This window comes from [Borrelia] turdi (assembly GCF_008828755.2).
GTDB classification, from domain to species: domain Bacteria; phylum Spirochaetota; class Spirochaetia; order Borreliales; family Borreliaceae; genus Borreliella; species Borreliella turdi.
This window is the reverse complement of sequence record NZ_QBLM01000002.1, coordinates 79,276-100,823: the sequence shown is the minus strand read 5'-3', so window position 1 is coordinate 100,823 and position 21,548 is coordinate 79,276. Positions and strand designations below refer to the sequence as shown.

21 protein-coding genes are annotated in these 21,548 nt (G+C 28.4%); 2 read left to right on the top strand and 19 right to left on the bottom strand.

Features of this window, described 5'->3' with window-relative positions:
* Positions 1-4 precede the first annotated feature (4 nt).
* Both rpsF and DB318_RS03845 read right to left on the bottom strand, forming a co-directional pair.
* Positions 5-424, bottom strand: a complete 420-nt coding sequence (rpsF, locus tag DB318_RS03850; protein ID WP_151060589.1) for a 30S ribosomal protein S6 — start codon at positions 422-424, stop codon at positions 5-7.
* Positions 425-566: 142 nt separating this feature from the next.
* Entirely contained in the window at positions 567-2,261 is a 1,695-nt protein-coding gene (locus DB318_RS03845; protein ID WP_151060588.1) for a PTS transporter subunit EIIC, read from the bottom strand.
* A gap of 210 nt (positions 2,262-2,471) precedes the next feature.
* On the opposite strand from DB318_RS03845, the gene trhA reads away from it, so the two are divergent.
* A complete protein-coding gene (gene trhA / locus DB318_RS03840) occupies positions 2,472-3,173 on the top strand; it encodes a PAQR family membrane homeostasis protein TrhA (protein WP_151074334.1) in 702 nt (233 codons plus the stop codon).
* 10 nt (positions 3,174-3,183) lie between these two features.
* Here the strand turns inward: trhA and rseP are convergent, their stop codons facing one another.
* From rseP to DB318_RS03760, 16 genes are all read right to left on the bottom strand, one after another.
* Positions 3,184-4,485, bottom strand: coding sequence for an RIP metalloprotease RseP (gene rseP / locus DB318_RS03835; protein ID WP_151074333.1), 1,302 nt, complete (start codon positions 4,483-4,485; stop codon positions 3,184-3,186).
* Positions 4,486-4,506: 21 nt separating this feature from the next.
* Entirely contained in the window at positions 4,507-5,364 is an 858-nt protein-coding gene (locus tag DB318_RS03830) for a phosphatidate cytidylyltransferase (protein WP_172964377.1), read from the bottom strand.
* Positions 5,354-6,046 (bottom strand): polyprenyl diphosphate synthase, encoded by a 693-nt coding sequence (uppS, locus tag DB318_RS03825; protein WP_151074332.1) that lies wholly within the window; start codon positions 6,044-6,046, stop codon positions 5,354-5,356. Before uppS ends, DB318_RS03830 begins: the two co-directional genes overlap by 11 nt.
* Positions 6,047-6,050: 4 nt before the next feature.
* Complete coding sequence (gene frr, locus DB318_RS03820) at positions 6,051-6,605, bottom strand: ribosome recycling factor (RefSeq protein ID WP_151060583.1); 555 nt, start codon at positions 6,603-6,605, stop codon at positions 6,051-6,053.
* A gap of 37 nt (positions 6,606-6,642) precedes the next feature.
* Complete coding sequence (tsf, locus tag DB318_RS03815) at positions 6,643-7,482, bottom strand: translation elongation factor Ts (protein WP_151060582.1); 840 nt, start codon at positions 7,480-7,482, stop codon at positions 6,643-6,645.
* A complete protein-coding gene (gene rpsB, locus DB318_RS03810; protein ID WP_151060581.1) occupies positions 7,479-8,267 on the bottom strand; it encodes a 30S ribosomal protein S2 in 789 nt (262 codons plus the stop codon). The genes tsf and rpsB overlap by 4 nt, the downstream gene beginning before the upstream one ends.
* Positions 8,268-8,479: 212 nt before the next feature.
* The gene (locus DB318_RS03805) at positions 8,480-8,758 is read right to left on the bottom strand and encodes a hypothetical protein (protein ID WP_151060580.1); all 279 of its coding nucleotides are present in this window, start codon (positions 8,756-8,758) and stop codon (positions 8,480-8,482) included.
* Positions 8,759-8,775: 17 nt separating this feature from the next.
* Complete coding sequence (locus DB318_RS03800; protein WP_151074331.1) at positions 8,776-9,471, bottom strand: hypothetical protein; 696 nt, start codon at positions 9,469-9,471, stop codon at positions 8,776-8,778.
* An 87-nt stretch (positions 9,472-9,558) separates the two neighbouring features.
* Positions 9,559-10,170, bottom strand: a complete 612-nt coding sequence (locus DB318_RS03795) for a tetratricopeptide repeat protein (RefSeq protein WP_151074330.1) — start codon at positions 10,168-10,170, stop codon at positions 9,559-9,561.
* Positions 10,170-11,825, bottom strand: a complete 1,656-nt coding sequence (locus DB318_RS03790; RefSeq protein ID WP_151074329.1) for a 30S ribosomal protein S1 — start codon at positions 11,823-11,825, stop codon at positions 10,170-10,172. The genes DB318_RS03795 and DB318_RS03790 overlap by 1 nt, the downstream gene beginning before the upstream one ends.
* Positions 11,826-11,827: 2 nt before the next feature.
* Positions 11,828-12,493 carry a (d)CMP kinase gene (cmk, locus tag DB318_RS03785; protein WP_151073765.1) on the bottom strand — a complete coding sequence of 222 codons (666 nt, stop codon included), beginning with the start codon at positions 12,491-12,493 and terminating at the stop codon, positions 11,828-11,830.
* Positions 12,477-13,226 (bottom strand): pseudouridine synthase, encoded by a 750-nt coding sequence (locus DB318_RS03780; RefSeq protein WP_151074328.1) that lies wholly within the window; start codon positions 13,224-13,226, stop codon positions 12,477-12,479. The genes cmk and DB318_RS03780 overlap by 17 nt, the downstream gene beginning before the upstream one ends.
* Positions 13,213-13,980: a hypothetical protein gene (locus DB318_RS03775; RefSeq protein ID WP_151074327.1), complete on the bottom strand. Its 768-nt coding sequence runs from the start codon at positions 13,978-13,980 to the stop codon at positions 13,213-13,215. Before DB318_RS03775 ends, DB318_RS03780 begins: the two co-directional genes overlap by 14 nt.
* A 14-nt stretch (positions 13,981-13,994) precedes the next feature.
* Positions 13,995-15,092 carry a recombinase RecA gene (recA, locus tag DB318_RS03770; RefSeq protein WP_151074326.1) on the bottom strand — a complete coding sequence of 366 codons (1,098 nt, stop codon included), beginning with the start codon at positions 15,090-15,092 and terminating at the stop codon, positions 13,995-13,997.
* A gap of 13 nt (positions 15,093-15,105) precedes the next feature.
* On the bottom strand, positions 15,106-17,808 hold the full coding sequence (gene greA, locus DB318_RS03765; protein WP_151074325.1) for a transcription elongation factor GreA: 2,703 nt from the start codon (positions 17,806-17,808) through the stop codon (positions 15,106-15,108).
* A gap of 36 nt (positions 17,809-17,844) precedes the next feature.
* Complete coding sequence (locus DB318_RS03760; RefSeq protein ID WP_151060571.1) at positions 17,845-18,789, bottom strand: tetratricopeptide repeat protein; 945 nt, start codon at positions 18,787-18,789, stop codon at positions 17,845-17,847.
* Between the two features lie 182 nt (positions 18,790-18,971).
* Between DB318_RS03760 and DB318_RS03755 the strand changes: the two genes are divergently transcribed.
* A complete protein-coding gene (locus DB318_RS03755) occupies positions 18,972-20,105 on the top strand; it encodes a tetratricopeptide repeat protein (protein ID WP_151074324.1) in 1,134 nt (377 codons plus the stop codon).
* A gap of 40 nt (positions 20,106-20,145) precedes the next feature.
* On the opposite strand, the gene hisS is transcribed toward DB318_RS03755, so the two are convergent.
* Positions 20,146-21,516, bottom strand: a complete 1,371-nt coding sequence (hisS, locus tag DB318_RS03750) for a histidine--tRNA ligase (RefSeq protein ID WP_151074323.1) — start codon at positions 21,514-21,516, stop codon at positions 20,146-20,148.
* Positions 21,517-21,548 lie beyond the last annotated feature (32 nt).

Here is a 21,548-nt window from a genome sequence, read left to right as displayed (position 1 = left end):
CCTCTTATCTTTCCTGAATCTCTGTGCTTTCAGGACCCCTTGGTGTTTCGATTTTAGAGCTACCTTTAAGACCGTCTTTATCAATACTGTCTTTAAATTCTCTAAAATTTCTTCTTTTAATTTTTTTAGTATTAATCTTTCTAACTACTTTAACCAAAATCATATATCTAAGCAAGTTTTTAATTAGCTTAAGCCTTGATTCAAGTTCTTTTAAATTATTACCTTCCATACTAAATTCTATTATTTCATAACGACCTCTAGCTTGCTTTTTGATAGGATATTCCAAGGCTCTCTCCCCAATAAAATTGTTAACAATATCAGTTGCACCAAACAATTCTAAAGATTTTTTAACTTCTTCTAAAGAACCTTTATACTCAATTTCTTCACTTTTAAACAAAAAACATGCCTCATATCTTTTAATCATTATTAAAACTCCTTATGGTCTATCGTGTTACAAAATATGCAACAAAGGCTACTTAGTTAGTATATAAAAGAGATTGATTTTTTTCAACAATAAAAATTTTATTTATAGCATAAAAACGCTAACTAAAACATAATCTTAACTTTTAATCTTCTTCTAATTCGCTAAGCTTATAAGTTTTCCCCGACTTACCTTGTTTTTCAAGTTTTTTGTCTTCTTTCATTTCAATATAAGTCTTAAAGCCTTTTTTTACATTATCAACTGCAATCATAACACTAGCTTCAAAAAGACTCCTTGGAGAATAGGTGTCAATAGCCTTTTTAATATAATATACATTAGATCCATAAAAGAGCTGCACTTTGCCATTAACAAGTCCTATCTTAAGAACTCCAGCCTCTTTAAGCAAATCATTATCAACAAGCTCAGTATTAACAACATCTACATGCAATCTTGTAGAACAAACATTAAGCTTTTTAATATTATCAAATCCACCAAGACCTTGAATTAAAAGATGGGCAATCCCAAGACTCTCTAGCTTGCCTTCTTGACCTTCAAAAAATGGATCGTCTACAACAAATATCTGAAAATCAAAATATCTATAAAGCCAACTAAAAGTAAAATAATAAAGAACAAAAAAGACTGCTCCTAAAGGCACTACACTAATCCAATTTGTTTTAGAATTCCCTTGAAGTATTCCAAACATAAAAAAATCCAAAAACCCGGTAGAAAAAGTATTGCCAATTGTAACATCAAAAAAATTAGCAAGTAATAATGCAAATCCTGAATAAATGGTATGAACAAAATAAAGCAAAGGCGCTGTAAAGATAAATAAAAATTCCAAAGGTTCAGTTATTCCAGTCAAAAAAGCCGTCAAAGCCCCAGAAAAAAGAAGAGCTGAAACCTTGCTTTTATCCTCATGAACAATACCCTTATAAACTCCTAATGCTGCTCCAGGCAGTCCAAACATAATAGAGAGATAAAATCCACTACTAATCTTAGCAAAACCTGATGAAAATTTAACAAGTGATGGATCTAATAACTGGGCATGAAATATATTCTTAAGACCTCTAAAAATATTACCATTAATTGTCTCCACTCCCCCTAAAGAAGTAAAATCAAAAGGAAAAGATAAAATAGAATGCAATCCCAAAGGCAATAAAAGCCTATTTAAAAATCCATAAAGAAAACTACCAAAATATTCAAATCTAAAAACAAACATGCCTAAAGATGCAATTAACTTATCAACGCTTGACCAAACCAAACAAAAAAATATTGCCAAAATAATACAAAAAGGTAAAATTATTACTATAGGCACAAAATGGCACTCTGAAAAAAAAATAAAAGGCTTTGGCAACTTCATATTATAAAATTTGTTATGCAAATAGCCAACCAAAAGCCCCACCGCTAAAGAACCTGCAATTCCTGTATTTAAAGTTTGAACACCAAGAAAATTTATACGACCCACAGAAGACATCGCCTCTGCTTCAACAAGTCCTGAGAAAGCTTCAATAAAATAATTTCCAGCAATATTAAATGTTAAATAACCAATAAGCCCACCTAAGGCGGCTGTTCCCTGCCCCATTCTTGCAACTCCAATAGAAATTCCAATAGAAAAAATTAAAGGCATATTGAGAAGAATAGCATTGCCTATGGCTTTCATTAAACCTAAAACATCTTGAAAAAAGAATTTATCAAAATAAACAAAATTAGAAGGATTTGAAAATACAGATCCAATACCAATCAATAAACATGCAACTGGTAAAATAGAAATAGGCACTCTTAGTGCTTTAGAAAATTTTTGCAAACTTGAAAAGTTAATTATTTTAATAAAATTAATCATGTTCAGCCTCTCCAATGCTAATTTAAACAAACACTATTTATTATAAAGCTTTTTTTACAAAAAAAAACCTTACTTTATAAAACAAACTAAACCATAAGATTAGATAAATCAAGTAAGATTTAATTTAATCTTGAGAAAAACTTACAATTAAAGTAATGTATTATATATTTTATATTTTTTATAAATAAATGATCAAATGGAGGCGAAGTTGTGCTTACAAAAAACAAACTTAAAAAGTACTCATTAAGCAATGTTAATACAAGTGAAATACCAAAAAATGAACTCTTTAGTTCTATATCGCATCTTTTTGGAATTATTTTGTCTATAATTGGAACAACAATTCTTATTACTATATCTGCTCTTAAGAAAAAAGATTTGCATATACTTGTATTTTTTATTTACGGATTTTCAATGACTCTATTATATGCAATGAGCACCCTTTACCACATATTTCCAAAAGGAAGTAAGATAAAAAAAGTCTTTAGGAAATTTGATCACATTTCAATATTTATTCTAATAGCAGGAACATATACTCCTGCATGTGCAATCCTTATACCAAACAAATCAGGACTAATAATCTTATGTATAGTGTGGAGCCTAGCTATAATCGGGATCATTTTCAAAGCAATATTTACAAATAGTCCTGGCTGGTTTAATGGGCTTATATTTATAATTATGGGATGGATCATCCTTTTTAAAATTAACCCCATTTACAAAGCTCTTAGCGGAAAAGGCTTTTTTTGGCTAGTTTTTGGTGGAGTCGTATATACAATAGGTGGAATAGTGTACATATTAAGTAAAAAATTCAATCCGACAATTAACATGAAAATGCATGATGTATTTCATATATTAATAATAATCGCATCAGTATCTCACTTTTGGCTTATGCTAAAATACATTTCTAATTTTTAATTAAATATATTTAATTAAAAATATGCAAAAAGCCTTTTAGATCGTTAAAAAGTCCTAATCCAAAAAGAAATAGCGCTAAGAAAATACCAAAGCTATAAAAAGAATAAATAGTTTTAGCCTTAAATCTTTTTCCACGCAAAAGTTCAATAAAGCTAATAAAAATTTGCCCTCCGTCAAAAACAGGTATTACAATAAAAAACAGATTCATACCAGCAAGAATTAAGCTTAAAACAGAAATGCTATTAATCCAATACAATAGTCCCAAAGAATAAGATGAAGAGAGAATACCTATAATTCCAACAGGCCCTGATACACTCTTAGAAGTATTTAAAAAATTTGTTATCAATAAAAAAATAGAATGCAAAATATCTTGCAAAGCATTTACAACTTTAAAAAAAGACTCTTTAACGGCACCTGAAACATTTTCCACTTTAATTATTCTTTTTAAAGGCGGTGAAAAATATATGCCAATCATTTTCTTTTTATCCTGAAATACTAATTTTGAAGAAAAAATTTCTCCATTTCTAGCAAACTTAATTTCTGCAATATCTGAATTTAAATTCTTAAGAAAATCATCTAAATCTCTTTTATTTTCCAAAAGAATATTATTAATGCTAATTATTTTGTCACCCGATTTAATTCCAGCAATCTTAGCAGGCGAATTTAAAACTACATCTGATACCACAAGATCAATCCAAGGGCCAATTTCTTTTAAAAAATCTTGCAAACTAATAGCCTCTTCAAAAGTAATATTTTCTTTTTCCCTTAAAATATTAAATGTAACTGTAGATTTTTCCTTAGGAATAATATTTCTCAAATCAGAAAAATATTCAATTTTTTTATTATTAACCTTTAATATAACATCGCCATCTCTAAATTTATCTTTTAAAAAAGAATTTTTATTTAAAATACTAACCTTTGAAGAATAATCAAAATATATAATACCCATCATACTTATAAAAATAAAAACAATAAATGAAAAAATCAAATTAAATAAAGGGCCTGCAAAATATATTAAAATTTTTTTAAAATGTGAAATTCCAAACAAAGAATCTTTATCTGCTTCTAATTCCTTATTTGCCTTAAGCTCCTTTTCCAAGTGATCAAATCCTTTAAGTTTACAATATCCTCCTAGAAGGATTGGAGAAAGTCTATACTCAGTACTATTAATTTTAAACTTTAATATGCTAGGACCTATACCCACAGAAAAAACTTCAACCTTAACTTTAAAAAGCTTGGCAAATAAAAAGTGTCCTAGCTCATGAATAAATATTATAAAACTAAGAGCCAGTACGCTAAAAAGAATATACATAAAAATTACCTCCAAAAATTACTAAGATAAATATAAATAAAATATTGGACCTGTCAAAAGAAAAGAATCAATCGAGTCAAGAGCTCCACCTCTACCAGGAATGATTTTTCCAGAATCTTTTACTCCAGCACTTCGTTTTAATCCAGATTCAAACAAATCACCAATAATAGTAAAAACTCCGATTAAAATGCCAAAAATAATAGCTTCTCCATAGCTTAAATTTATTAATCTAAAAATTACTGCAAATATAGCAGTAAACACAGAAAACAAAATACCCCCGATAAACCCCATTAATGTTTTATTTGGACTAATAATAGTAGGACGATAACTGTTTTTCCCTAAAAAATAACCAAAAAGATATGCAAAAGTATCGTTTCCACTTACCATGGCAAAAAGTATTAACATTAAAAATGGAGCCTTGGGTAAAGTTGTAATAGAAACTATAAAAGACATTAATACCCCAGGATATATAAGTATAAAAAGTATTGACGTTGCTTGAGACAAAAAGTTTCCAATCTCATGCTCTTTAATAAATACTAAATTAACAATCCAATTACTAAAAACTAATGCTACAACCAAGTAATATATCACATTCATACCTAAATAAAAAACATTAAAATGAATGTAAGTTAAAATTGGAGGAATAAAACCTAAAAAAAAAGATAATATACCCGAAAGGCCTGAAGATTTAAATTTTAATAAATCATTAACTTCTTTTGCCGCAAAACCACTAAATATAAAAATTAAAATATTGAGAAATAAATAATTTTTAAAATCTAAAAATATTAAAAATAAAATCAAAGGAACAAAAAATAAAAATGTTCCCAACCTTGCAAAAAACGCGAATCTCTTAACCTTGCTCAATAAATCATCTCCCAAAATTTCTTCTTCTAAATTGAAAACATTCTAAATCCCTACTATACCTATTATCATAATATTCAGGCCACAAAACATTTGAAAAAACTAATTCAGAATAAGCAATCCTCCATAAGAAAAAATTACTTATTCTAGTATTTCCACCTGTACGTATTAAAAGATCAAGATCGGGCAACTCTGGATTGTATAAAAAATTGGAAAAAGTATTCTCATTTAAAGACTCTAAATTAAAATCACTTGAAACAAATTTTCTAATAGCTAGAAGTATTTCATTGCGACCCCCATAATTGATTGCTAAATTTAAAATAAGGTTGTTAAAATTTTTAGAAAAGCTAATAGAATCTTTTATCGAACTTCTTACTTCTTTACTTAAAGATTCAATATCTCCTGAAACTATTATTTTTATTCCATTTTTTTTATAAAAATTAAATTCAGCTCTCAAATAATGAGAAATTAAAAACATTAATTCTTCTATCTCACAATCATCCCTTTTCCAATTCTCAGTAGAAAATACATAAAAGGATAAATATTTGATACCTACCTTTAAAGAATGTTTAACTATTTCTTTTGCCCTTTTAAGACCCTCTTTATAACCTTCTAAATAAGATAATCCCTTGCCTAAAGCCCATCTTCTATTACCATCCATGATAATTCCAACATGACTTGGAAGAGAACTTTTATTCATGGTTTTAAACTTCCATTATTTCTTGAATTTTAGATTCTAAAATCGAATCTATCTTTTTAATATAAATATCTGTAGATTTTTGAATATCGTCTAAAATTCTTTTTAAACTGTCCTCTGTGATTTCCGATTCTTTTTCTTGCTTTTTAACCTTATTGTTTAAATCCTGCCGTATATTTCTAGTTGAAATTTTATGCTCCTCTGCTATTTTTTTAGCATGCTTCACAATATCTTGCCGCCTTTCACTAGTTAAAGCTGGAACCTTAATTCTAATAACAGAGCCATCACTTGAAGGATTCATAGAAAGATCAGAATTAAGTATGGCTTGTTCTATCTTATTCAAGATGGTCTTATCCCAAGGTTGAATAACAACAAGCCTTGCTTCAGGAATTCTAATGCTTGACACTTGTGTTATAGGGGTTCTTTGACCATGATATTGAATAAAAATTTTATCAAAAATATTACTACTAATTCTGCCTGTTCTTAATGTTTTATATTCACTATCAAGTGATAAAAGAACTTTGCTCATCTTTTCATCTAGAAAAGCCTTATAATCTTCCATATAAACTCCTCCTTGCTGATAAAAAGCAGTATACCATCTACCCTACTCTTAAATACTTAAACTCAACTATTTCTATCTTGCTTAAAATTGCTTTTGAAATCTCTTCTAACATTTCCCTGACAGTGATTTTATCATTTTTTACAAAACTTTGCTCAAGAAGAGAAATTTCAGCAAGATGTTTTTTTATTTTCCCCGCAACTATACCTTTAATTATGCTTTCTGACTTACCGCTAAATTCTAATTGTTTGAAAAATATCTCTTCTTGCTCTTTAATATAATTTGGACAAACATTATCACTTTTCAAATAAATAGGAGCAAATGCGGCTACATGTAAAGCTAAATCCATAGCAAAATTTTGCAACATTTTATCTTCAGTTTTAGAAAAATCATCCACTTTTAATTTAACTAAAACACCTATCTTAGATTGTTCACCATGCAAATAAATTTTTACAAATTCATTAGCTTGAATCTCGGTAATAAAAATTTTTTTAACCTGAATATTTTCTTTTATAGTAGCTGCTAAATTTTTAAGCTCTGATTCTTGAGAAATAGTTAAAGAATTTCTTCCGCTCTCTACCAATTCCTTAATTAAAGAATTACCTAAATCAACAAAACTATGATTTAAAGCAACAAAATCTGTTTCACAAGAAACCAGCAAAAGACCGGCATGAATATTGTTTGAATATGAGAATACTCTACCTTCTTTTGCATCTCGGTCAAGTCTTTTCTCAGCAGATGCAATCCCCATTTCCCTAAGTTTTTTTTTAGCCAATTCAAAGTCTCCACCAGCAGCAGACAAAGCTTTTTTACAATCTCCAAAACCAGCATTAGTTTCTTCCCGAAGCTTTTTTACATCTTGAGGACTAATAATGCTCATAAATCACTTACTCCTTCTTCGATAGAATCACTTTTATCATTTTTAATTTCAATTTCTTTCATCAAATCTTCTTCATTTAAATTTTCAATTATTTGAATACCAACCTCTTTATCGCTTTCTAAAATAGCATCGGATATTATTTTGGTAAACAAGGCAACAGAACGAATCGCATCATCATTACCAGGAATTGGGCAATCAATAACATCAGGGTTACAATTTGTATCAACCACAGAAATAATAGGAATTTTTAATTTTCTAGCCTCATTAATAGCTATTTGCTCTCGCTTAGGATCAATAATAAAAATAGCACCAGGAAATGTTTCCATGTCTTTAATACCTGTTAAATTTTTTGCTAATTTAAATTTTTCACGATTAAGCTGTGAAATCTCTTTCTTGCTTATCATATCAAAAGTTCCATCAACTTCCATCTTTTCTAGCTTTTTTAATTTTTGAACAGATTTTCTAATCGTATTAAAATTAGAAAGCATACCCCCGAGCCATCTATTGTTAACATACGGCATATCACTTCTTCTTGCTTCTTGTTCAATTATCTCGCTAGCTTGCTTTTTAGTTCCAACAAAAAGAACCTTTTTACCATCTTTTATCACTCTTTGAACAAGCTCATAAGAATCTTTAATGCCCTGTAAAGTTTTTTGAAGGTCTAAAATATGTATTTCATTTCTCTCAGAGAAAATAAATCTTTTCATCCTAGGATCAAGCCTTTTTACCTGATGGCCAAAATGAACCCCTGCCTCCAATAAGCTCTTCATCGTAATAATTGCCAAATCAACCTCCTATTATCCTTCTCTTTTACTCACTATGACAAAACATAGCGGAAATTATTCTTTCTTTTATAAGAATATAATAAAACAATCTAATTAATAAGTCTACCATATTAAAAATAAACATCATCTCTTTAATAAAATTATTAACAAATTGCGTTAATAAAAAATATTAAAAGCTAACCTGATACCCAAAGCTTTTTAAAATTATTCTTTTATAAATCATTCTTATTTCTTTCAGAGAATTTAATCAAACCTATGAAAATAACTGAACCCAAAATGGGAAATAAATAAAGAATAAGATCTATTCGCCTTTCGTAATAATCAGAATAGAAAAAAGGGATAAAAAACAAAAATAAAATGCCACCTAAAAAACTTATAAAATAAACTACTAAGAACTTAAAATTTAATATATTTAAAAACATAACAAAAAAGCTTACCAAAAAAGAAATAATAATGTTTGTCAAAATTAAATGATAAAAAAATACTATCATACTCTCCTTAAAACCAACTAGTCAGATAAACTAAATCCCGACAAATCTCCAAGATCAATAAGTACACTATAGGCATCGTCAACAATACTGCCCACACCCATAACAAAAATTGCCAAATTATATTTAGGGGCAATATCTTTTGTAAAAAAATTATCATTTATATGCTTTAGATCAATTGGTCTTTTTTCTTTGTCTAAAAGATTGGACTTTTTAATAGATTTTGAAAAACCTATGTATTCTCCTTTCTCAATATAGGACCTATATATATTTTTCTTTTCAAGAATAACAGAAGACGAAGAAGTATTTCCATTTTTTACAACAATAAAAGCTTCGCCGGGAAAATTTTTTCTTAATTCTCCAAAATTTATTTCAAAATATAAAGGCAATTTGTTATCAACCCATTCTTTATTTAATTTAAAAACAGGCTTGCCTGAATAAGTAGTAGAGCTCAAATTTATTTTATAAAACCCTCTATTATTAAATTCACCAACATTGTTAAAAACACCCCTTAAAGCTTCAAAATCTTTTTCCACGCTTTTTCGGAAACTACTTATGTGATAATTGGCACCTTCTGGATAAAACTTATAATATATATCAAAACCCCTTAATTTTTCAGCTGCTTGATTAGAAAAATAACCTGCTGGCAAAAAAAACGCTACAGAATCTCTTGAAATTCGATTGTCAATCTTTTCTGGAGAAGGAAGTATTAAAATATTGTCAAGGCCACACCCAAAAACTCCTAAACAAAATACAAAATATAAGATAAAAAAAATTATAAAACCTCCCCCAAAAAATACAAATTAATTTTGCTTAAGTTCTAAAATTTTATTATTTGCTATATTTATATATAAATTATTTTCATATGGAAACTTAACAATCTCTTCATATATTTTAACAGCAAGATCTTTATCTTTTTCCTCAATTAATATTGCTTTACTCAAAAGGGCTCTTACTTTTAAAAAATCTAAACTAGTACTTTTAATAAGATTCTCATAAACCAATAAAGCATCTTCTTTTAATCCCATTTTTTCATAAACTGCAGCCTTACTAATAAAAGCAATTTCGCTTTCAATACCTTTTGCCTTAATAACAATATCTAAATCCTTAATAGCCGCATCATACTGCGCTTGACTTTGCAAATAAACAGCTCTAGCTAAATAAAACCTTGAAATAAAGTAAGATGAAATTTCTTTTTCCTTTGAAATAAGCTCCTTTATCCTAATAGATATTTTTTCTCTCTCTTTAACATCATTTTCTTTTAAATAATCATTTAAATCCTTTTCAAGATTTTCTACTATTTCTCCACCACCCTTTACATAATCTTTACTTAAAGAATTATAAAAAACAACAATAACAGATACAAACACAAAAATAACAGCAATAAAGAAAACTAAAAGATTATTTTTAGCCATTATTCATCCCTCTTTAGTAAATTTTCAAATGGCTTATAAGATTCCTCATCATTGCCCTTAAACAAATAAGAAGAAATTTCTTCTCTTGATCTTTGATTTTCATACTCCCTATAAGAGAGTAGCACTGATTTGTCTTTAGAATCAATACTTGTTATTACCACCTTAAGCTTATCTCCAATGTTTAATTTTTCAAAAGTCTCTAAACTAGATTCTTTTGTATCTCCTAATTGAATTTTGCTAATAAATCCCATTATTTTATTATAAACTCTTACTTGAAAGCCTTTTGACTTTTTCTCTACAATCTCAACCTCAATAGCATCACCTTTTTTATAACTTTTAGAAAAATCTTCCCAAGGACTCTCTTCTAACTGCTTGATTCCTAATCTAACATTTCTCTTTCGTTTATCAACCTCTAACACTTTCCCATTCACTAAATCGCCTATCTTGAAATATTTTTCAGGATCAACCTCTTCAAGCCAAGAAATGTCAAACTTACTCACATAAGCGTCTATACCTTCTTCAATGTTTACAAAAGCACCTGTTTTTGTGATATTAGTAACAACTCCTTGAATAACCCTTCCAATAGGATATTTTTCAGTTAATTTCTCCCAAGGATTCTCATTAATCTGTTTAATACCTAGCGATATTTTTTGATTTTCTTTGTCTATTTCTAAAATCTTAACTTCTACTATCTGACCAAGTTTTATTAATTCTTGAGGACTCTTTATTACCCTTATCCAAGAAAAATTACTTATATGTAAAAACCCTGACAATTCACTGTCAAGCTCAATAACAGCTCCAAAGGGCAAAATTTTTACAACTTTTCCTTTTACAATGCTATCAATTTTATATTTAATATCCACAGAATCCCAAGGATTTGCTTTTAAAGCCTTAAGAGATAATTCCATTTTACCTGTTTGCGGATTTATCTTAATGATTTTCAACTTTAATTTATCGCCAACTCTAACAAAATCTTCAATATTTTCAACCTGACTAAAGGCAATATTTCTTTTATGCAAAATTCCTGTAACAAAATTTTTAATTTTTACAATAGCACCATATTCTGTAATACGATCAACCACACCATCAACCACATCTTCTTCATTGTAAGAACTTACTAGCTCTATTCTCTTAGCAAGATCTTTTTCTCTTTCTAAAGTGCGCCTATCAAGAATAAGTTTTAAACCGTCTACTTCGCTTGCTTCAAGAATATAAAATTCAACAATAGAGCCTCTTTTTAATTTCTCATCCTTAGATTTAGAGCTTAAATAAAAAGGCATAAAGCCAGAAACATTTTCATTAATTTGAATCTTATAACCATTTGGAAGCTCGGCCAACACTTTCCCTTTAATTACTTTTTTATTTTGAATATATTCATATACTTTATCTTGAAAATTTAAAGAATCAAGCTTTTCAACGCTTAAAATCAGCCCTAATTCTCCACCTATTCTTACAACGATTGCTTCAAGTTTATCACCAATTTTGGGAACATTTTCAAATTCTTCAATCTTGATAAAGCCTTCAGATTTATAACCAATATCTACTAAAACATAATCCTTCATAATATTAACAATCGTACCAGAAACACGACTTCCAAGCTCTACTCTTTCAAGCACTTTCAAATAATTTTCTTGTAAATCTTTTTGATTTTCCATTCTCACCTCTCTCTTACTTTTTTCAAATTAAACTTTTCTATTATAATATTACATACATCGTCTAATCCTTTATAGCTTGTATCAAGGTAAAAAACCCCTTTTGATAATTTTAACTTACCATATTGTTTTTTCTTATCAACATCATCTCTTATTTTAAGAGCACGCTCTAATTCTTCTAAAGTATCATTCCCATTTCTTTGCTTATATCGCCTCAAAGCTCGAACTTTAACAGAAGCATCAAGATATATTTTGAATTCAGATTCTGGAAAAACAATAGTAGTAATATCTCTACCTTCTATTATATAATTATCATCGCTAAATTTAACAACTTCTCTTAATTTTTTATTCACAATGTCTCTTACTCCAACATAAGAAGAATAAAAAGAAACTTGAAAATCAATCTTATCGTTTAAAATTTGACTTTCAACATTCTCTCCATTAAGCAAAAAGCCAGAATCATTAAAACTTATATCATTCTCAAAAATTAAATTTAAAAGTCTATTCTCGCTAATAAAATTGCAGCTACTCATAAGAGATCTTTGGGCAATTAAAGTTATTATCCTATAAAGATACCCAGAACTAATAAATTTATAGCCCAGTTTTACACCAAGCTCTCTTGCAATTGAACTTTTTCCCGATGCTGAAGGACCATCAATTGCTATTATCATTTGCCTTCTCCAGCCTAGATTTCAACCTATTTATCTTAATCAAAGGAATAATTTTTACTTGACCTTCCTTTAAACTATCCAAATTAATATTACCAATTCTAATTCTATGAATTTTTTTTAAAAAAACATTTTTACTTAAAAACACTTTTCTTATTTCTCTATTTTTTCCTTCGTCTAAAATCAATCTAGCAGAATTTTTATTTAAAATTTCATAAGATTTTAATTTAAAAAACTCCTCTTTTACCTTTATGCCCGATTTAAAAGAAATAAGCAAATTTTCATCAATATCTCTTTTTGATTCAATAATATATTCTCTTTCAACTTTTTGCCTTGGATGAATAATATCATTTGCAAATTTCCCATCATTAGTAAATAATAAAAGTCCAGAGCTTTTAAAATCAAGCCTACCAATTGAAAATACACGCTCTTTAAATAGCGGCTGAACCAAAGATATTGCCAACTTTCTTCTATTAATATCAAAATTGGAACATAAATAATTTCTAGGTTTGTTCAGAGCCAGATAAATTCTGTTATTACTTTGAAAATCTTTAAAAACATAAATCTGTTTCTTATAAATTACTCTGTCCCCTAAAGCTACCTTATCTCCAAGCTTAGCAATAGAGCCATTAACTCTTACAAGCTTCTTTTTTATCAATTCCTCGCAAAATCTTCTTGACCCTACTCCCTTTTCAGCTAAAAACACGTGAACTCTGGGAAACTTAAGTGCAATCATTAATTTTACAACCTCGATATAATACTAATTTATCATTCAGATATCCTAAATTTACAATATTAAGCATTTTGCACTCAAGAGATACCAAAAAATAAGAAAATCTCTCAAAAGAATAATTATCAGCATTAAAATCTAGAAGAGAATCAAAAGTTATGCTATTCTCCTTATTTAGGATAGAAATAATTTTCATCTTTTTCTCAAAAATTTTCAATTCATACTTATTACAAACAACTTCGGATTTTTTATTACACAAAGAATTTTTATTAACAGCTTTTTTCTTCAATACACCAGACTTACTATTTAAATTTTTCTTTCTATTGTTATTTTTAGTAATAGTATTAATATTTTTAACAAAATTAACACCATTGCTAAAAATAAAATCTTCAATCATTTTTGGATCATAGAATTTAAAATTCTTTATTTGATTTAATTGAAATTTCTCATTTTCTCTATTCTTGCTATATCCTAGTAGCCTTTCCACAACTTTGCGATCTGTTTTATCTTTGTATTCAAGCTTCAATGGAAATAAAATTTGAGTTTTCCAATAAAACAAATTATTAGCAAGATAAAAAAAATCAATCAATCCCTTAATACTTATATTAAGGTCACTTGAAACAACTATAAATTCTTCAATTATTTGATTTAAATTCAAAGTTCTTAAAATGTGCCTATTCATACTGACATATTCAAAAAAAAGCTCTATTCCGCCTGTAAAATTATCAAGACTGATAGAGTAACTACCTAATTCTGACACTTAAGCTTTCTCCACTACTCACATTCATCTTCCTTAAATTCAATAAAATTAACATCCTCTTGATCAAAATTATTAAACATTATTTTTCTAAGCTTCTTATCCAAATCATTTGTAAGTTCTACTTCTTTACTAAGATATTCAATAACACTCTCTCTTCCCTGACCTAACTTATTATCTCCCAATGAATACCAAGAACCTGTTTTTTGTATTAAATTATACTTAATAGCAACATCTAAAATGCCAGCTTCTCTGGAAATACCTTTTCCAAAATAAATTATCAATTCTACTTTACGAAAGGGTGGAGCAACCTTATTCTTCACAACCTTAACTCTAATCTTATTACCAATAACATCACCACTTGAGCCCGATCTAGTTACTTGTTCAATTTTTCGAACCTCAAGCCTAAGAGATGCATAAAACTTCAAAGCATTCCCACCAGTAGTGGTCTCGGGATTGCCAAACATAATACCAATCCTCATTCTTATTTGATTAATAAACATAATACAAGTATTAGACTTAGAAAGTATCCCCGTAATCTTTCTAAGAGCTTTGCTCATTAGCCTCGCTTGAAGACCAATCTGAGAATCTCCCATTTCTCCATCTATCTCTAATTTAGGAGTTAAAGCTGCCACAGAATCAACTACAATCAAATCAATGCCACCACTTCTGATTAAATGCTCAGCGATCTCAAGAGCTTGCTCTCCGGTATCAGGCTGACTAAGCCAAAGTTCCGCAACATTAACTCCTAAAGCTTTTGCATAAACAGGATCAAGAGCATGCTCAGCATCAATAAAAGCAGCTATGCCTCCTTCTTTTTGCACCTCAGCAATTGCATGAAGGGTCAAAGTAGTCTTGCCAGACGATTCAGGACCAAAGATTTCTATTATGCGCCCTCTGGGATACCCACCAATGCCAAGAGCTTCATCTAATACAATAGACCCGCTTGACATGCTCTTTATACCCTGTCCTACAGGAGATTCTCCCATCTTAATAAGACTTCCTTTTCCAAAAGTTTTTTCTATTTGAACTCTTGCAAGCTCAACAGCTTCCTCTTTGCTTGCTCTTTCCATACTAATAACAACTTTTTCTCTTTTTTCCTTTAACTTTGACATTCTTAAATTTTTCCTAACTAAATTTTATGGGTTCTATTTTCTTTACAAAATATTTAAAATTAGTATTATTTATAATAAAATCAAGACTATCTCCTTCCTTAGAATTAAGCAAATTTTCTCCAAAAGGTGATTTATATGAAATAATGCCTTCATCAGGGTTTGATTCCCAAGGTCCAAGTATCAAATAAGATTCATCTTTACCCGTAACTTCATTTAAAATGACAACTTTAGTCCCGAAACCAACAACAGAACTTTGAAGATCTTTAGTATCCACAACTTTTGCATTCTCTATTTCCAACATTAAGGAATTTAATCTTTTGGTCAAAAACTGTTGTTTTTCCCTAGCAGAATGATATTCAGCATTTTCTTTTAAATCACCAAGCTCACGAGCTTTCCCAATTTCTTTTGAATTTTCTGGAATTTCAACTTCCTTTAAATGTTTAAGCTCTTTTTGCTTTTTATTTAAAGAACTTAATATAGTTAAAAATCCAACTTCCATTCTCTCGCCTGTAAGTTGCATCTTTTCATCTTCAAATTCAACCGAATCAAATAATTGTCTTATTATAGATTTGATCTCTAAAAGATCCTTGGGAGGAAAATCTTTTACATAAAAACAAGTCATATAGACTCTCTTTGCAAGCTCCTCATCTCTTATGCACTCTAAAACCGATTTAAGATATCCATCTTTAACTAAAAGATTCATTACCATTTTATAAATTCTTTTACTTGCAACAGAATTATTTTTATTATTAATTTTAATAACACTATCTGTTAAAATTTTAATCAAATTGGCTAAAAGATCTGAATCTGAATAACTCAGCTCAATAGAGTAAGTTTTACAGTGCTTCAAAATCCAAATATAAGCATCTTTATAGACCTTATAATTTTTTATAACATAATTAAATAATTTTTCCACTTCCTTGGGATCTTCTTTATAAAGAGATTCAATCAATTTCTTATTAACAGAATGGGGAAAAAGCTCCTTATAGTATAAAATCCAATTGCTAAGTTCTCTTTTAATTAAAACAACCAATTCTTTTTTAATTTCTGCATTCAAAATTGAATCAAAAAGATCTACTATTCCTTTTGAATACTCCTTTAAAAGAGACTCTAAATTAACATCTTTTTCTATATTAACTTTTGATGACAATTCTTCAGAAAAATTATCTAAAGATTTAAGAATAACATAAGAACTTATAACATGATGATCAACCTTTGTAAAATTGTTAACATAAATTAAAAAATAGTTGAGCATCTCTTCTTCAATATGTAAATCCTTAACAACTCCTTTAACATTGCAATAGTTTATAAATATCTCATATCTTTTATAAAAATCTTTCTCAATTTTAAATTTATCATACATTTTTTCATTTAAATTGGAAGATCTCTCATTATATATATAATAATCAAGCTTACCAGAGTCCATAACAAAATGGGGATTATCCTTTAAGATTTGCTTTGCTTTCAAGCTCCAAGAATTCCATGAACTTTGAGTCATCAAGCTTGGTACTAACTCTTTTTTTATTCCCTTTAAATCAATAGCTTTATAACTTTTTATAATAACTTTTATAGCCCACTCAATATCTTTTTTTACCCTATCTGCAAGTTCTTCTTTGGGCGTTACAGCCTTTAATACCCTAATATCCTCTCTGCTAAGAGGAGAAAGAGCCGACATTGCCATATCAAAACCAATAAAATGGCCTCTTTTAGAAACAAAATCAACCGTAATGCCATGATCATTTACATCCTTTACTATTCCAACAGACCAAGTCTGATGATAAACAAAATTCCCCTTTGCAAAAAACAAATATTTTTCAAAATCTGAATATACATCAATAAAATTTTTATCTAAGTTTTCAATATCAGACTTTATAAGATAATTCTCAATATCCTTTACATCTTTATATCTTTCTCTTAAAAATTTAACTAAATTTTCTCTTGCCTTATGATTTTTATTGTCAAGCTTTAAAATACCTTTTAGAATTTCTATTGTCTCATCAATATTATCGGTCAAAGAATAATGATCAAACAAATCTTCATAAAGGACTATAGCCTTTTTAAATCCAAGATCTTTTTCAATTTTTTGCAAAATAAGCAAAAAAGAATCAAAATCATCTGAAACATAATAAATAAGTTTTGCCCATACTTCCCTTATTCCTGACATTTGTTTTTTATCAATAAAGCGATAAATAGCCTTTCTAAAATAAAAAATTGATTTTTGCAAATCAATAGTTTCGTAATAAGTAGCAAGCTGTCTTACAAACACAGTATCATCAATATCTGCTTCAACAATTCTAGTCCAAATACCTGGAAGCTTATCATTTTCATTGTTTTGGGCATATATCTTTGCAAGAGTATAAAGAGCATGCTTATTCTCAGAAATAAAAAGCATTTCATTGCAAATATGTTCAACAAGGGTCCATTTTAAGTTTTGAGAGAATAAATCAATAACAGCAAGTAAATTCATATCATTTAAAGGCCGCCTACTATATATAAGCATTCCAGAAATATAAAGACCTGCTATGCTTTTTTTAACATCTTTTAAATGCCTGCCACAAATATCAAGCACATCCTCTGTTAACCCCTCATCAATTATATTATCTATCAAATCATCCAATTCTTTTATTTTGGCAAGAGAATAATTATTAACAACTATTCTTGTCCACTTATCTTCTTGCAAAATACTATCTAATTTTTCTATGGTAACATTAGACATCAAACTCTCCTAACATCGATTTTTAGCATCAAGCAACTAATTTACATACTGTTGATAAATTCCCAAGTCTATTTCTTTTATGTATAACAAAATCTCATCAATACGTGCTCTATCCTCTTTTATCCTTACATAATGATCAATAAGCCAAAAATACTTATTAATAAGTCTTGGAAGCAATATGCTCTCATTTATTGATCTATAAGACTTTTCTTTAAGCTCATTACGCAAACTGTAAACAGACTGCTTCAGCTGTCCAAGCTCTATAGGTCTTAATTCTCTTTTAACATTAAAAACACCATTAAGAGAGCCATAAACAGGAATCCATTCTTTTATAAGATCATCTGAAATGTTTTTGTCAGACCTAATAAGATCTATTAATCTTAAAATCATATCAGACTCAAGAGAATATATATCTATCTTTTGAGGATTAATAAAAAAAGCCTCTCTGAATAAGACCTTAGCCTCTTTAATTTCATCAACCAACGCATAAGAATCAGCAAGCTCTGCAACAACATCTGAATTTTCCTTAGCCTCTCCTAATATTTGCAAAAAGACATTAATTGCTCTCTCGTAATTCCCCATACCTTTATAAGACTTAGCAATTTTTATTAAAAGATCCAAATTTTCTGGATGAAGTTTATATATATTTTTATATATATAAAGACAAGTCTGAAAGACAAAATATTTTATAGAATTACGACCTTGCAAAAAATTACAACCCATCTTTTTCAAATATCGTCCTGCAAAATTATTCCACTCTCTTATTAAAAATTCTGCCTTTTCATAATCCTGCCCTATTCTATCAAGGCTTTCAACTTGACCATTCCAATACACAGCGCTTTTTAAAGCTGTTAAAATTTCAATATTATCAAAATCAAGAGAATGGGCTTCTTCAGATTTCAACAAAGCTTCCTTGAAGTTGCCTTTTCTAAAATCCAAATAAATTTCTTTAATCAATTCAGCGATTCTATCTGATGACACATCCCCACCATTTTAAAAATATATAAAACCCCCCATTACACTTTATATAATTATATCATTTATCAATTTTTAGTCAAACAAGAAATTAAGGCAAAATAACAATATTCTATTTATTATTCTTTTAAAACAAAATCTTATATTATAATATTAAAAAGAAAATTGTGGAGTCAAATTATAGCTATATGGAACCTAATAAAATTATTAATAAGGCTATTTATTACTATAATTCAAAAAAATATTCACAAGCAATAAAGCTCCTAGAAAAAGAAATTTTTTTCTACAAAAATTACTATTTATATCACTATGTCTTGGGAATGTCTTATCTTCGCATTGGAAACCTTGGCAATGCTCAAACATATCTTAAAAAAGCTTATACTTTAAATCCTGGCGAATCAAATATAAAGCAAGCTATTGCTATACTTTTAGTAAGTCAAGGTAAAGAAGAAAAAGCTATTCAGATATGGCTTAAAATGATAGAAGAAAATCAAGAAGTAGATCGATCGGAGCTGTCTCTTGAAATTATTAGAAAAAATCCTATCAAAGGATCTGTTTTTTTTAAAAATAGCAACCTATATGAGAAATTATTTCCAATAATTAAAGCAATGCCTGATAAAAATTTAACAAAGTTAGTCATAATAATGACCATTGGTGCAATTGTATTTATTTTAATGTTAGCAATCTATTTTATTTTTTATGAACAAAAAATAACAATATACACAAATCGAAAAGCAGAAATAAACAAAAATTTAAACAACATTGCTGCTTATATTGACAACATTAAAATAAACAACAAAGAAAAAATAAAAAATGAAGAAGGCCAATTTATATTAATACTAACCAACGACGAAATTAAAAATTCTTTCGAAAAAATCAAAATTTATTTAAAAACAGGAAAAGATAATTTTGCAAGAGTAGAGATAAATAAAATATTAAATTCAAACGCATCAGAATCCATAAAGCTAAAAGCCAAAAATCTTGCAAGTTTTATTTCAAGGCCAGATTTTATTAGCTTTAATGAACATATAAACTTAAAAGATATTAAAAAAGATCCATTCATCTATTCAAACGTATATGTAAAATGGGAAGGGGTAGTAAATAATATTGAAAAAAAAGACAATATAATACAGTTTGACTTTTATGTTGGATACAACAAAAATGTACTCTCTGGAATTATTCCAGCAAAAACAACCTTTGATATTGATATTGATTTTAAAGACAGTGTTGAAATACTTGGACAAATAGAATATAAAAATAAAAAACTTATCCTAAATGCAATCACAATTAGGAAAATAGATAAAAATGCAAATCAACCTTAATATCTGTGCCAAAACTTTTTAGAATAATCAATGTTTAAGATTAAAAAGGGGTGCACAGTAACTTTTCATTACATTTAATAAGATTTATTGATTCTTCAAAAGAAAGCAGCAACTCCTCCTTTTTTGTCAAATCTCTTACTTTCATTTTATTTTCTTTGTATTCTTCTTGACCAACAAAAATTAAAAATCTTATCTCTTTGCTTAAAGCATACTCTATTTGCTCTTTAATATTTTTACCATTTTTATTTTTCAAATAGACTTCACAAGAAATATTTTTAACCTTAGAATAATCGTGATTTCTAAACCTAGTAGCAAGTTCATAATAATAATTTTGCAAAGCACTATCTAGGTTTACAATTAAAACCTTAGACCTAGCTTTAGTGACAAATATTTTAATATAGCTAAACTTTTCAAGATCAATTATATCCTTTATTCTGTCAACACCAAAAGATCCCCCAACTCCTGAAATTTTTTGAATAGAGCCTGAGAATGAAGAAACCAAATTGTCATATCTTCCCCCACTACAAACACTGCCCATATTACTACCAAACACTTCAGCTTCAAAAACAATCCCTGTATAATAATCAAGCCCACGAGATATTTTAAGATTTAAATTAAAAGAATCCTGAATTTTTAATAAACTAAGATGCTGATAAACAGCTTCTACTCTCTTAACAGACTCATTATCACCTAAAATACCTTTTAAGGCTTGTATTTTGTCTTTAAAAGCGCCTTGCAAGCTCACTAAACTTAAGATTGAATCCACTGCTTCTTTTTCGACCTCAAGAAGCAGAGCCTCTTCAACCTTATCAATTCCTATTTTATCTATTTTATCAATATTCCTTAAAATAAAAAGGGATTTCTCTTTAATTCCTAACTTTTCAAAAAAAGAATTTAATATACCAAGATGAGAATAATGGATAATAAATTTTTTATTAATACCTTCTATAAAATTCAAAAAAATCTCTTCAAGTCCATAATACACAACAGAAAGAATCTCGGCATCACCTCTAAAACTATCCTCCCCAACTATATCAAAGTCGAATTGCATAAATTCTCTGTATCTACCCCTTTGAGAATTTTCTCCTCTAAAAACTTTTCCAAATTGAGAGCGTCTGAAAGGAAATTTTAAATCAGAAATATTTGTAGCAACAAATCTGGCAAAAGGAACAGTCAAATCAAATCGCATGGAAACATCTCTGCCTCCATTATCTTTAAACCTATAAATTTGCTTTTCGGTCTCATCCCCACTCTTTTTTAAAAGCATATCTGAATATTCAAGAACTGGAGTATCTATTAAATCAAAATTATAAGAATTAAGAATGCTAAATATCTGCCTAACAATATGAATTCGAATCAAAGAATCCTTAGGTAAATAATCTTTAAAGCCTTTTAAAGTTTTAATATCCATTATATTATACCCTCTGATATATAAGTAATCTA

Bases quoted from the DNA above. Each gene is read 5' to 3' on its own strand.
- rpsF (WP_151060589.1), bottom strand. From the start codon at position 424: ATGATTAAAAGATATGAGGCATGTTTTTTGTTTAAAAGTGAAGAAATT.
- DB318_RS03845 (WP_151060588.1), bottom strand. From the start codon at position 2,261: ATGATTAATTTTATTAAAATAATTAACTTTTCAAGTTTGCAAAAATTT.
- rseP (WP_151074333.1), bottom strand. From the start codon at position 4,485: ATGTATATTCTTTTTAGCGTACTGGCTCTTAGTTTTATAATATTTATT.
- uppS (WP_151074332.1), bottom strand. From the start codon at position 6,046: ATGAATAAAAGTTCTCTTCCAAGTCATGTTGGAATTATCATGGATGGT.
- frr (WP_151060583.1), bottom strand. From the start codon at position 6,605: ATGGAAGATTATAAGGCTTTTCTAGATGAAAAGATGAGCAAAGTTCTT.
- tsf (WP_151060582.1), bottom strand. From the start codon at position 7,482: ATGAGCATTATTAGTCCTCAAGATGTAAAAAAGCTTCGGGAAGAAACT.
- DB318_RS03805 (WP_151060580.1), bottom strand. From the start codon at position 8,758: ATGATAGTATTTTTTTATCATTTAATTTTGACAAACATTATTATTTCT.
- DB318_RS03795 (WP_151074330.1), bottom strand. From the start codon at position 10,170: ATGGCTAAAAATAATCTTTTAGTTTTCTTTATTGCTGTTATTTTTGTG.
- DB318_RS03790 (WP_151074329.1), bottom strand. From the start codon at position 11,825: ATGGAAAATCAAAAAGATTTACAAGAAAATTATTTGAAAGTGCTTGAA.
- cmk (WP_151073765.1), bottom strand. From the start codon at position 12,493: ATGATAATAGCAATTGATGGTCCTTCAGCATCGGGAAAAAGTTCAATT.
- DB318_RS03780 (WP_151074328.1), bottom strand. From the start codon at position 13,226: ATGATTGCACTTAAGTTTCCCAGAGTTCACGTGTTTTTAGCTGAAAAG.
- recA (WP_151074326.1), bottom strand. From the start codon at position 15,092: ATGTCAAAGTTAAAGGAAAAAAGAGAAAAAGTTGTTATTAGTATGGAA.
- greA (WP_151074325.1), bottom strand. From the start codon at position 17,808: ATGTCTAATGTTACCATAGAAAAATTAGATAGTATTTTGCAAGAAGAT.
- DB318_RS03755 (WP_151074324.1), top strand. From the start codon at position 18,972: ATGGAACCTAATAAAATTATTAATAAGGCTATTTATTACTATAATTCA.
- hisS (WP_151074323.1), bottom strand. From the start codon at position 21,516: ATGGATATTAAAACTTTAAAAGGCTTTAAAGATTATTTACCTAAGGAT.